The sequence below is a fragment of the Zarconia navalis LEGE 11467 genome, assembly GCF_015207075.1.
Lineage (GTDB): Bacteria > Cyanobacteriota > Cyanobacteriia > Cyanobacteriales > Geitlerinemataceae > Zarconia > Zarconia navalis.
In genome coordinates, this window is the sequence record NZ_JADEXN010000085.1 from 1 (window position 1) to 12455 (window position 12455).

Genomic DNA, 12455 nt, shown 5'->3' on the forward strand with positions numbered 1-12455 from the left:
CTGTGCAGGTGGTGGCGTTGATGCCGGGTCAAGTCTCTCCCATTCACAATCATGCCGGTTGGGGACTGGTGGCACTTCTGCAAGGACGAGAGAAGAATACCTTTTGGCGGCGATCTCCCGATTCCGAGTATCCCGATCGCATCGAACGAATCGGCGATCGAATTCTAGAACCGGGACAAACCATCAGCTTTTTACCCGATGCGATTCATTCCATCGAAGCTATGGGAGACGAACCGACCGTTTCCTTCAATCTGTACGGCAAAGCCGACTACACTCAACGGCTTCAGTTCGATCCGATCGCCCATCGAGCCACGCAGTTTTGAGCCACGGGGCGAATCAGAGGGCTTTTGATGAAGATGAACTCGGTTGTGTCATAATATTTTACAGAAATTTTAAGATTGATACTTTTTACCTTTCTCGACTCATTATTAGCCTCAAATAATGGAAACCCCAAACGTTCCGGAGCCAGACTCCCAAGCCAGTACCACAGAAAGTACTTCCGATGTGACCGAACCGCTCGATCGGTATGAGTGCTCTCCGTGTGGCTATGTCTACGAACCGCTAAAAGGCGATAGCGTGGGAGGCATTTTAGCCAGAACTCCCTTTAAAGATTTACCCGTTACCTGGCGCTGTCCGGTTTGCGGTGCTCGGAAAAATGTGTTTGCCAATATCGGGCCTGCCGGTAATGACGCGGGGTTTAAAGCAAACTACGGCTATGGCTTCGGTGTCAACACGATGACCTCCTCGCAAAAAAGCCTATTAATTTTTGGGGGTTTGGCCTTGGCCGGGATCGTGATGCTGAGCTTTTACGGCTTGAATTAAGAAACTTACGCAGGGGCATCGCCCTGGGTCGAACCGACTCAAATTATTGTTAATCTATCCATTGCCACAGATCGAATCCAACCCCATGAATGCTATTGTGAATCGCTTCAAACAACTCGCCGTTTTGCTTGCGGCTATATTTTTGTGCGTGGGTTGTCGCACTGCACCGACCTTAGACGAAAATCCGTGGGAAATTCTTTCGCTGCCGACAGAAGAGACAATCTCGGACATTGCATTTACCGATGATTTGCAACGAGGTTGGAGTGTGGGTTCCAATGCCACCCTTTTACAAACCACAGATGGCGGCTTCACCTGGGAACCTCGCGAGTTAGATTTTGGCGATGAAAAGATTCGCTTCGACTCCGTGAGTTTTTCCGGGGATGAGGGTTGGATCGTCGGCATCCCTTCTGTTCTACTGCATACCGAAGATGGTGGCGACTCCTGGTTCCGCGTTCCTTTGAGTGAAAAGCTACCGGGAAATCCCAGTAGCATTTTTGCTCTGGGGTCGCAATCGGCAGAAATGACGACGAACGTTGGCGCAATTTACCGCACTCGAGATGGGGGAAAAACTTGGAAAGCCATGGTTCAGGGTGCTGTGGGAATATTGCGGAATATTTCTCGCGCCCGAGATGGTGGATATGTTGCGGTTTCGGCCCGAGGTAACTTCTATTCAGTTTGGAAACCCGGTTCCCCCAATTGGACACCCTACAACCGTGAAAGTTCTCGCCGCTTGCAAAATATGGGATTTAGTCCCGAAGGTGAATTATGGACTCTCGGTCGGGGAGGAATGGTTCAATTTAGCGATCTCGACCCAACCGAGCCAGCGCAAGAACCGCAATGGCAAGAGCCAATTTATCCAGAGCGCAAGAATAGTTTGGGATTGCTCGATTTAGCCTACCGAACGTCTGAAGAACTTTGGGTCGTCGGCGGTAGCGGTAACGTTGTTTGTAGTTTGGATGGCGGTCGAACTTGGCTTAAAGACGCGGAGTTGGAGAGCGTTCCCTCGAATTTCAACCGCGTCAAGTTCGTTTCTCCAGAACTGGGATTTATTCTGGGTCAACGGGGTACGATGCTGCGATATCAAGGTAATTCTCAAGCGGCTTAAAGCGCGATCGTACTGACTCAACTCAATTCCCGCACTCGCCATCTGGCGAGTGCGGGTTCCGTTTGGGCGATGGTTCTAGTACTATCTTTTAGGGCTATTTTGTCTAAACTCCAGTTACTTCCCCAACTCCGGCAATTCATTCCCGGTTTCCCGATTCGGGTTATTCTTTGCCGGCGGTGCGATCGTGGTTAATCCCCCCGGAACGCACTCAATTTCCACCGGAGTCGTGCCGATGTTTTCTCCATCCAGCACCACTTTTTGCGGTGGATTCGTCATCACTTTCACCCGTTTGGTTTGCAAGCTGATGATTTCCTCTCGATTCGTCGGCGTTTTGAGCAAAGCAGCTCCGACTAAATTCGCCAGGGCCGAGATCGCCTGTAAGTCGGTTTTGGGGGCAACAATCGTGACATCGAGCAAACCATCGTGGGCGATCGCTTCTCCGGCACCCTGAGCCATCACCGAGGAAGGGGGCGCGGCATTGGCAATAGTGACGGCTGCGGCGTGAAACTTCTTCACCACTCCTTCTACCTCAATTTCGGTTTCAAACAACTCCTGCTCGTTAAACTGCTGAAATCCCGCCATAATGTAGGCCAGTGCCCCCCAGCGGTTTTTCGCCTCGCGATCGGCTTTTTCCACCATTTCCGCCTCGAAGCCGATTCCGGCGAGCAAAATCATCGGCAACCCGTTGCAACGAGCCGCATCCACTTTTCGAGTATTCCCATTTAAAATCACCTGACAGGCGCTGCGAATGGGGGTCAACCGGGAAGGAATCCCCAACGCCACGGCGAACGCATTGGCGGTGCCTCGGGGAATAATACCGAGCGGTACGTCCGTGCCGATGAGCGCGTCGGCCACCGCAGAGACAGTTCCATCTCCCCCAGAGGCGATAATCAAGTCTGCACGAGCCTCCATGGCTTTTTGAGTCAACTGTTCCGGTCCGATTTCTAGAGTGGTGAAATGAACCCTCAACGTCATAGCCGGTTCGAGCTGTTGTTTGATAATTTTGAGATCTTCTTCCGCATTGCCTTGACCGGATACGGGATTGAAAATGAGGTGTGCGATCCGAGCAAGGCGTAGAGAATCGGCGATCGCCTCGGCAGTGGATAGATTGAGGGCAAGGGGAACGTCGTGAAGTATACAGGCGCGCTGGAGTGCTTGGAGTCCGGGTTCGCTCGGTGTTGCGAGAAGATCCACTAGAAAAATTACGGCGGAGATCTCACCCTCAATGACTTTGGCCGCAATTTGGAAATCGCCACCCATGGTACCCGAAAGCATCTGCTCGATAGGCTGGTCTATTTCGAGTTGAAGGCGTTCTGCGGTGGTTTGGGTGGCAATTAGACGATAGCGGTTCAAAAGGGGGCGGTGTTTCTTCGCAAAATTCACCATTGCGTCTTTTTTGCCATCGTGAGCAATCAGCGCGATCGTCGCAGCCATCGTCAATATTCTCCCGTCAAGAATGACTTCGCCCAAATTATGCTCGAATTTGTCGATCGAGACTAACCTACCGGCGAGAGCCTGTTGTTCGATTTTATATCTCACGGTGGACATTCGCGAGATTGGTGGGTTGCATTAGAGAGCTAATCGAGTAGAAAAGGTTAGCCAAAAAGGAGTATTGTGTGTAAGCGTTCGGCGATACTCCCGAGGAATCGCTTCACAAACGACCGTCAGCGATTGTGCGGTGGTAACGAGATGGGCGCTCGTTTTGATGGTATCGAGCCAGCCGATCTGTGGAAAAACGGAAAAATCAAGATCGCCTCTGAAGCGCTCATCGCCGATGGCGCACAGCTGAATGCTGACAATTGTGTCGGAAAGGAAAACGTTAAGCGTCTTCATTCGCACGGTAACTTATTATGTCTAGTTCTTTGGCAACGGTTTACATTCATCCCAGCCAATTTCCCGATTGCGTGTATCAAAATTATTTAGATGGATTTTTCGATCGAGAAATTGATAATCGATTTCATTACGATAGCGTTAAGCAAAGTCAAAAGTGGTTGAAAATTCACCAGGCTTATTCTCCAGCCAGTGGCAATCAAGATTGCATTCAAACTTACGAACGCTGCTTTGAAGCAACGACAAACCACTTAGACAACCAGTCGCAGTTACAACTGATTGCTTTAGGATGTGGAGGAGGAGAAAAAGATAGTCGCCTTTTGTCTAATTTATTAAAGCAGGAAAGAGATATAACTTGCTATCCAGTGGATGTGAGCTTATCTTTAGCTTTAATTTCGGCTCGAGCCATGGAAAAAGTCGCTCCACAGTCTTTAGTTAAACCCATTGTTTGCAATTTGCGTTCCGCTCGCGATCTGATTCAAATTATCGATCGAGAAGAAGAAAAACGACAGAAAATAATTACGTTTTTCGGAATGATTCCCAATTTCTACCCCGATCGAATACTCCCCATTTTAAGCGAGTTTCTCAATGGAGAAGATATTTTACTGTTTAGTGCAAATTTAGCGCCGGGCAGCAATTACTTGCAGGGAATCAACAAAATTTTACCGCAGTATGATAACGAACTAACGAGAGATTGGCTGATAACGATCTTAATCGATGCTGGTGTCGATATCGATCGAGGGAAAATTTCAGTTGAAATCGAGCCAGATGAAACCCAATTGGAAATCTCAAGAATTGCCTTTTATTTTGAAGTCGAACGGGAGATAGAATTCAAATTAGACGATCGCCAAGTTCAGTGGCAAGCTGGAACTCGGATACGATTGTTTTTTTCCTATCGCTACACGACAACAAAAATCCAAAAAATTCTCGGTTGCTATGGCATTAAAGTGGTAGAATCTTGGGAAGATAAAACTCAACAAGAAGGGGTTTACCTTTGTTGTAAAGAAGGAACTAAAACATGGTAAAGAAAGCACTAGTGACCGGCTCGGCAAAGGGACTGGGACGAGCGATCGCTCTCGATCTAGCAAGTAAGGGATTTGATATTGCAGTTCACTACAACCGCAGTGAAGATGCAGCTAATGAAGCTTGTCAGGAAGCCCAAACTTATGGGGTCAAAGCCATAGCCTTGCAAGCCGATATTACGAATGGCGATCGGGCAAAGTCTTTAGTTGAAAATGCGGTAGATGGGTTGGGAGGGCTGTCAGTTCTTGTCAATACGGTCGGCAACTATTCTGAGGAAGAAAATGTAACCAGCACAGTTTCGATTAGAGATTGGCACGAGATGATAAATTCTAATCTCAATACCACATTTTACGTAACGCGTTCTGCAATTCCTCACTTGAAAAAAGCTGGAAATGGAAGAATTATTAATTTTGCTTGTGCCAGCGCTCAGAATTTAATTGCTCGTCGGGTCAATACACCTTACATTATCGCAAAAACAGGCATTATTATTTATACAAAGTCTCTGGCGAAAGAACTCATTCAAGAGCGAATTACAGCCAATATTATTTCTCCTGGAATTGCTGAGAATTCTTTCGATGTTGAAGAAATTTCGGAAACGTTACCTCTAAAACGTCCTGCTACTCTTCAAGAAATCGCGCGAGCGGTGTGGTTTTTCGTTAATCCCGAAGCTGAATATATTACCGGGCAAGTTTTAGAAGTTTCGGGAGGTTGGTTTTTGTGATTATTTTTTAATTCGATATTTGAATATTGTGGTTAGTCGATCGTCTCGAGGAGTCAAATATGCTACAGATTGAAGATATTTACGAACTACACGAAAAGTATCGAGATTCTCTTGATGCAAAAGTCGAAGAATTTACTATTGGTGAGAAAAAATTTAATTTCAACTCTGAAAAGGCGATTTTAGGGGTTGTTAATCTTTCCGCAGATTCTTGGTATCGAGAAAGCGTCTGTTTAAATGCAGAACAGGCAATTCGTCGCGGTATAGTGCTAGATGCTCAAGGTGCGGATTTCGTTGATATTGGAGCAGAATCTACTTTAGCCAACGCACAAAGAGTTGAAGACGTTCAGCAAAACAGCCAAATTTTACCCGTTCTCAAAGAACTCAATAAAGCCGGTGTTTTAACCTCGATTGAGACTTATTATCCCGATGTAGTTCGAGAATGCTTGAAAGCGGGAGCCAATGTCATTAATTTAACCGGAACCGCAGGAACTAAAGAAATCTATCGAATCATTTCCGAATTTGATGCCGGAGTCATTATCTGTTACGTTCAAGGTGAAAATGTTCGTGAAGTGAGCGACTTTAACTTCTCAGAAGATCCAGCTCAGTTAATGTACGAGTATTTTGCCCGAGAAATTGAAATGGCAACTAAATTAGGCGTTCGCAAAATTTTTGTTGATGCGGGCTTAGGTTTTTATTACAAAAATCTAGCCGATAGTTCCCAACGCATTAACTACCAAATGAAAACGTTTTTGAATACATTTCGATTCCGAAAACTAGGATTTCCCGTTTGTCACGCTCTGCCTCACGCTTTTGAATGTTTTGGCGAAGAAGTTCGTAGTGCCGAACCTTTTTTTGCGGTTTTAGCGGCATTAGGAAAAACAGATTTGTTGCGAACGCATGAAGTTGCTAGAACTAAAGCTGTTTTAGATACAATGAGTATTTTTAGTTCATAAGTATTCTAAGAAGTGCGTTGAGCGAAAGTGCGCTCAAAATAGGGTAAGGAACTAACTTCAAAAAAACGACGACTGAGACGATATCAAAAAATTTAGCGCAGTGAATAAAGTTATTGCGATTATTGGCGGTGGTTCCGCTGGAATGTCTTGTGCTCTTTGGTTAAAACACCTCGGTTTTCACCCAGTTATTATCGAAAAGAGCAAACAGCTTGGAGGTTTGCAAAATATTAACCCATTTCACAATAAATGGTATTTAGGAATTTCTGGAAAAACGGGAAAAGAGCTAGCCCAAGAATTTCGCCGACATATGGAAGTCGAACTGCTTTCTACTCTTGTGAATTCGACGCTAGACCGTATTATTTATGAAGAGAAATTTCGGCTTTTCACGGGTGAACAGGATATTACCGCAGATGCGATCGTGATTGCGACCGGTCAAAGATTTAAAAGATACGAAACGATCGAATCCATTTCAGGAAGTCAGCAGCTCAGATCGTCTAACCATGTGTGCTTTAATCCGGGCATTATTCCGATGAATTACGGACAAACCGTTGCGATCGTCGGAGGAGGCGATAACGGATTGGGAACGGCTATAATGCTCGCTGAGCGAGCGAAACATATTCACTTGTTCGTTCGCTCCCAACTGCGAGGGTTCGGGATGAATCAACAAAAAGTTTTAGAGTATATCGAAGCGGGTAAAATAACCTTATACAAACATATAAATATTCATCAATTTAATATTCAAGAAGATAAGATTTATATTACTTTTCAAGAAAAAAATAATGCGAAACAAGAGCTACTCGTCGATCGTATATTTTTTCGGATGGGCTTTTTGCCAAATATAGAAGAGATACTCCAACTATTTGAGGAAGGAAGTATCGGTTCTGTGGAACTCGACTCTAGAGGCTATATAGCAACAGATCGATTTTTGCGTACATCTATCCCCAATGTTTACGCGGCTGGAGATGTCACAAATCCCCGAGACCCTTGTGTGGCAACGGCTGTCGCTCACGGTGCCATTGCAGCGAGATCGATAGAAGAGGATTTGCGATGCGATGTTTAGTTTTGCTCGATTGAAAAAAGTGACTCTGATGACGATCGTATCGAGAGCTATTCTTCTCATGTTGCCACAAGCATGATTCAGCAATACCTACCGAGTTAAAACTGAATTGAGTTTGTCTTGATGTGGCTGCGGGATATTTCGAGGTGCAGATACTTTGAGTAAAGAGTCATCAAAATCAAGATTGGGAATTCGATCGAGAAAACCTAAAAACTCACCGTTTTTCAAGCGCTGCTGTTTGCATTTTGCTAAAGCCATTAAAGTTTCATGCTGTTCTCCAACACATTCAAATGGCTTTTCATAGTTTGAGTCTGAAAGACTTATCCAAGTATTCTCTAGTGTTTCGAGACTAAATAAGTCTTCTCCCACCACCTGAACTGCAAAATCAGAATCGGTTGCGGACTCGATTAAAGCATAAGAAAAGGCACATTTCGGGCAGTTACAACACCATCGATCGTTTCCCGTAGTCCACTGCGCTTCATTGCACGAAGTCAGATCTTTCAAAATAGACTTGTTCCAAATCGAAAGCCGATCGACTGTGGCAATTGAATAAGCTTCTTCGCAAATACTAATATATCTAAAGGGGAAACCTTTGCGCTCTAAAAATTGGTTAAAACGTTGGATATAAGCTGTTCCTTTGGCACTTTGATGGTTAACATCGCGCCCGCGATAGGTAACATTAGATTCATTCGAACTTTTATCATTGGCTAAAACAAGAAACCGATGACCCTGCTGCATTGCAATGACCATCATCACGAACAGTGCATTGGTGATAGTTGGATCGTTACGAACTCCCCGATAGGCAAAATGTTGGGATGGATCTTCCTGGGGATGAGCTTGTATTTCCCATAATTTGGTTTGAGTCCTAATACGATCGAATACAGGAAACTTATGCAACCAATTATTCCCTAATATTCCTCCAGCATTGTGTAAGGTAAATGCTTCCATGGGAAGGTCAGCTTGCTGCATCCACTCAAAGGCAAAAGTGCTTTCTTTCCCACCACTGACTGCAAGCAAATAGGTATCGTTGACGGATGGAAACGAAATTTTGTCGATAGGATCGGTCGAAAAATTGACTTTAGGAATGCTCTCCCAGTCCCACTTTTCTAAATAAAACTTTTGCTGAAGATACCAGTAAATATCTTCATTCCACCAATCGGATTCCCATCGAACACAGCTATACCAAGGAACTTCTACTCTCTGTGGAGTACAAATTTCACAGAGGCGATAAATTTCAGCCATCGCTATTCCTACTAAAACAGCGGTTTGAGTGGCCTCTGTATTCTTTAATTCGGACGGAAAGTCAATGTAGTAAAAATGCTCCCAACGGTCGATCGAAAATGGAAAAATCAGTCGGTTACTTCTCCAGTAAGGTGCTTTAGAGTAAATGACCGAGCAAGTTGGGGAGTTTCCCGTCGCCATGAATTTCATCCGCGACTCGTGATATCGACTCTTGAATGCTTCTGTTAAGCTCATATTCAGATTACAATTATTATCTTTACTCTTCATCCATGAAGTTACGGATGAAATCAACTGCAATTCATAGAAATCGATACTCTACTTCTTTTCTCCAATCTCGAACTTTTTGACTCCAGATCGATCGACAGTTTCCACAAGTCGATCGATCGCTTTTCCAGAAACTGGCTCGATCCAGTCTGGGGCAATTTCAGCCAATGGCACTAAAACAAAAGCTCTTTGGGTCATTCTCGGATGAGGAATTTGAAGGTTGGGTGTTTCGAGAATTAAATCGCTAAATAATAGAACATCTAAATCTAGCGTTCGCGGTCCCCAACGTTCTTGACGGACTCGGTTAAATTTGTCTTCAATATCTAGTAGAGTTGTTAATAATTCTTGAGGATTTAGCTGCACTTTCACTAGAGCGCAGCCATTCAGGTAGTCAGGTTGCGATGGACCGACGGGCGCAGTTTTGTACCAACTCGAGCGCTTTATTACAGTAATGTTAGGGGTGCCATCGAGAGTCTGGAGAGCAGATTCAAGGGTCGCGCGGGAATCTCCCAGATTACTGCCAAGCGCGATCGCGCTCATCGTGTACTGTATCATAACAAATTGTTTGTAGCTATCAATTTTTGCTCGTCAGCTTAAAAGAAATTATCGTATCTTCTGCATTGATTTTACAGGAATTTAGGTAACAAAGACGATCGTCCGAGCAACCTAAAACTAAGTTTGAAAGTCAAAGGAAAATTAGATGAACTTAAAGCATTACGATTACTTGATGGTGCTCGATCTTGAAGCCACCTGTTGCGATCGAAAAACGATTTCTCGAAACCAAATGGAGATTATCGAAATGGGTGCGGTGATGGTTGAAACTCAAAACCTAACCCCAGTAGATGAGTTTCAAACTTTTGTCAAGCCCACGCTCAATCCCCAACTCACGGAATTTTGCCGACAACTGACTTCGATTTCCCAGGCACAAGTCGATCGTGCACCCACCTATCCAGAGGCGGCAAAGCATTTACAAAGCTGGCTGGCTCGATATCCCAATTTCCTCTTCGGTTCTTGGGGAGATTACGATCGCAAACAATTCGAGCAGGATAGCAAATTTCACGACATTTCCTACCCCATCGCCAGCGTGCATATTAATCTCAAGAAGTTTTTTAGTACCAACCAAGGTTTCAAAAAGCGTTACGGTATGGCTCAAGCCTTAGAATTAGCGGGAATTTCCTTAGAGGGAACCCATCATCGGGGAATTGACGATGCTCGCAATATCGCTAAATTACTGCCCTATATTTTCGGTATCGAAACGATTGCTAACATCTAACACAGGAGCCTCGGGAGTTAGAATACAAAAGACGCTTCACAAGTCATCAGTTTCAAGTCATCAGCAATCAGTTAGATCTAGACTTAAAATAAAAAGTTTGAAAGACGAATGGAGTTTAGCTTCTTTCATGTATAAAAAGGTTTGATATCGTTTAACTCAGGCTAAATAGGCACTACTTATTACTCATTACTTCTTAACGGCTCGTGCAACGTTTTCCAAGGTCTTGAACTGACGTTGTTCGATCGAGTCTACATTGGGAGATTCTAGTCACTCGGAACGGAAAATCGAGAGTGTCAGGATTTAAATCGCACATCGCGTTAGTCCTAAATAGATATAGCTATAATATTATTTTTTTGCTCGCGTACGTATAAGTCGAGAGATTATTTAAACTGTTGAATTTCATGGTAAAAAGTTTATAACATCGAAAAATACAACTTATTCTAATATATATACTCTCTTTGAGTATGCGAGTACCTACGATTGTTGAAAAACAAAAAATCCCCCCAATATCTCACTTTCTTCTCTATTCTTAGGAGAAGTCAAGAAAAAGGGGGGGGGAGATTGCTGTTACTCGATCGATAACAAACTAACGAGTGTCAATAGATAGAGCAACACAGCTTTTTTTAGTAGCATCCTGAACTAGAGCCATAACTGTAGCTAGACTTGCTGTAGTCATAGCTGGATTGACGGTATCCGTAGCCACAATCTTGATAAGAATTATACTGCGGATAGTAGTAGTCGTAGCAGGAAGCACCATTAACAGTTTCTGCTTCTTTTTCGCTCAGTTCGACGAACATTTCGGTTGTTTTTGCTTTTTGCATCATGTAACTCCGTTTCAGTTTTTGGGTAACTCAAGATGTGAGTTAAGTTTAGCTTTCATCGATAAGATTCAGAAAAGCTATAGAATCTAATCCAGCCAAAAATTGATGGATTCGGGAAAGAAAAAGTTTAACTTTTGTAAAAAGCCAGGATAGAGATCGTTATCCAAAAGCTTTTACACTTGAAAAATAGGATAGATATATTTATCCTATTTTTCGATTGCGATCTAAAATCTACTTTCACAATCGAAAAATAGAAAAAATCCGATCGATACCCCTTGTTTATTTTTCATTTAAATTCAATTTTTAAGTGCAGTTATTATCGAGAAGCGCTGTTCGAGAATATTGAATAAGAGGGATGAACATCGGAGGTGCGATCGGGTTCGGGTATCTGCTAGCGAAAATATTGCCTTGCATCCGCCAGGTGCTTTTGTAGCGTTGCCACGGGAAGGGGACCATCAATGTGATGCCAAGGTAAGACTTGTTCTGGGGAATAATTGGCGTGGACGTAGAAATCGAGTTCCGGCACCTCTGTCTTGAGTGCTTTGAAGGCGCGTTTGTAACTACCGATGGAATCGCCGTAGTGCCGCACCAACTCCAACACCCGAGACAGCCTTCGATCTCCCCGAGAAATCAGCGCTTGAATCGCCGACCAATTGTAACTTTCCGGTCGAAAATCGATCCCGTTCGATCGCAATTCTTTTTCCAATCGTTTCAACCGTTTGCGCGCCTCGGGGTTCACCCCAAACCATTGAAACGGCGTGTGGGATTTGGGGACGAAGGTACTGCATCCAAACGTCAGGCGCAAACCCGGTGCCGCCTTCTTGAGGGTTTTCATCATCGAGATCGTGTCTCCCACGTCCCGATCCTCTTCCCCTGGAATCCCAACCATTCCGTAAAGTTTAAGCGCTTTCAAACCTCCCGCCTTTGCCACGATCGCCGCTTGGGAAATTTCGTCGGTTTCCAGCTTCTTATTAATAATGCGCCGCACCCGTTGGGAGCCGCTTTCTACAGCAATGGTGATCGATCGCGTATCCCGTCGGCTGAGAATGTTCGCCAGCTTGGGCGTCACTGTATTCGCGCGGACAGAGGCAATACTCAGGCGCACCCCATCGTACTTATCCTGGGCTAGATAGTCCAGCAAACTCTCGAACTGGGGATGTTGGGTAATTGAAGCCCCCAGCAAGCCGATGCGCTCGCTCACTTCCAACCCCCGTTCGATCGCTGGAATTAGCGACTCTTCCAGACTTGCCGTCCGAAATGGCAGCGTCAGATAACTTGCCAGACAGAAGCGGCACATCTCCGGACAGCTACGTACCACTTCCACCATATAAATATCCGGCCAAG

General features: G+C 44.7%; 13 protein-coding genes. 8 read left to right on the forward strand and 5 right to left on the reverse strand.

The genetic code is table 11. From position 1 onward, the window contains the following. The 3 genes from IQ235_RS06575 to IQ235_RS06585 all read left to right on the forward strand — a co-directional run. The coding region (locus IQ235_RS06575; protein WP_264320691.1) for a cysteine dioxygenase family protein at positions 1 to 323 on the forward strand (323 nt) is incomplete at its 5' end. A gap of 118 nt (positions 324 to 441) precedes the next feature. Further along, on the forward strand, positions 442 to 822 hold the full coding sequence (locus IQ235_RS06580; protein WP_264320692.1) for a rubredoxin: 381 nt from the start codon (positions 442 to 444) through the stop codon (positions 820 to 822). An 85-nt stretch (positions 823 to 907) separates the two neighbouring features. Further along, entirely contained in the window at positions 908 to 1927 is a 1020-nt protein-coding gene (locus IQ235_RS06585; protein WP_264320693.1) for a photosynthesis system II assembly factor Ycf48, read from the forward strand. Positions 1928 to 2041: 114 nt separating this feature from the next. Here IQ235_RS06585 and IQ235_RS06590 read toward each other — a convergent pair whose 3' ends face one another. Next, positions 2042 to 3475, reverse strand: coding sequence for a methylglyoxal synthase (locus tag IQ235_RS06590; RefSeq protein WP_319592552.1), 1434 nt, complete (start codon positions 3473 to 3475; stop codon positions 2042 to 2044). Between the two features lie 21 nt (positions 3476 to 3496). Next, positions 3497 to 3760, reverse strand: a complete 264-nt coding sequence (locus IQ235_RS06595) for a hypothetical protein (RefSeq protein WP_264320694.1) — start codon at positions 3758 to 3760, stop codon at positions 3497 to 3499. 17 nt (positions 3761 to 3777) lie between these two features. Between IQ235_RS06595 and IQ235_RS06600 the strand changes: the two genes are divergently transcribed. The 4 genes from IQ235_RS06600 to IQ235_RS06615 all read left to right on the forward strand — a co-directional run bounded on the left by IQ235_RS06600 (position 3778) and on the right by IQ235_RS06615 (position 7514). Continuing rightward, the gene (locus tag IQ235_RS06600; protein ID WP_264320695.1) at positions 3778 to 4782 is read left to right on the forward strand and encodes an L-histidine N(alpha)-methyltransferase; all 1005 of its coding nucleotides are present in this window, start codon (positions 3778 to 3780) and stop codon (positions 4780 to 4782) included. Beyond that, on the forward strand, positions 4776 to 5501 hold the full coding sequence (gene tmpR, locus IQ235_RS06605; RefSeq protein ID WP_264320696.1) for a bifunctional dihydropteridine reductase/dihydrofolate reductase TmpR: 726 nt from the start codon (positions 4776 to 4778) through the stop codon (positions 5499 to 5501). Before IQ235_RS06600 ends, tmpR begins: the two co-directional genes overlap by 7 nt. 59 nt (positions 5502 to 5560) lie before the next feature. Beyond that, entirely contained in the window at positions 5561 to 6454 is an 894-nt protein-coding gene (locus IQ235_RS06610; protein ID WP_264320697.1) for a dihydropteroate synthase, read from the forward strand. 100 nt (positions 6455 to 6554) lie between these two features. Next, positions 6555 to 7514 (forward strand): NAD(P)/FAD-dependent oxidoreductase, encoded by a 960-nt coding sequence (locus IQ235_RS06615; protein ID WP_264320698.1) that lies wholly within the window; start codon positions 6555 to 6557, stop codon positions 7512 to 7514. 87 nt (positions 7515 to 7601) lie between these two features. Here IQ235_RS06615 and IQ235_RS06620 read toward each other — a convergent pair whose 3' ends face one another. Both IQ235_RS06620 and folK read right to left on the reverse strand, forming a co-directional pair. Then, positions 7602 to 8753, reverse strand: coding sequence for a MurL C-terminal domain-containing protein (locus tag IQ235_RS06620; protein WP_264320699.1), 1152 nt, complete (start codon positions 8751 to 8753; stop codon positions 7602 to 7604). 315 nt (positions 8754 to 9068) lie between these two features. After that, entirely contained in the window at positions 9069 to 9557 is a 489-nt protein-coding gene (gene folK, locus IQ235_RS06625) for a 2-amino-4-hydroxy-6-hydroxymethyldihydropteridine diphosphokinase (RefSeq protein WP_264320700.1), read from the reverse strand. Positions 9558 to 9717: 160 nt separating this feature from the next. On the opposite strand from folK, the gene IQ235_RS06630 reads away from it, so the two are divergent. Beyond that, positions 9718 to 10290, forward strand: coding sequence for a 3'-5' exonuclease (locus tag IQ235_RS06630; RefSeq protein WP_264320701.1), 573 nt, complete (start codon positions 9718 to 9720; stop codon positions 10288 to 10290). Between the two features lie 1212 nt (positions 10291 to 11502). Here the strand turns inward: IQ235_RS06630 and IQ235_RS06635 are convergent. After that, a partial coding sequence (locus IQ235_RS06635; protein ID WP_264320702.1) for a B12-binding domain-containing radical SAM protein occupies positions 11503 to 12455 on the reverse strand: 953 nt, incomplete at its 5' end.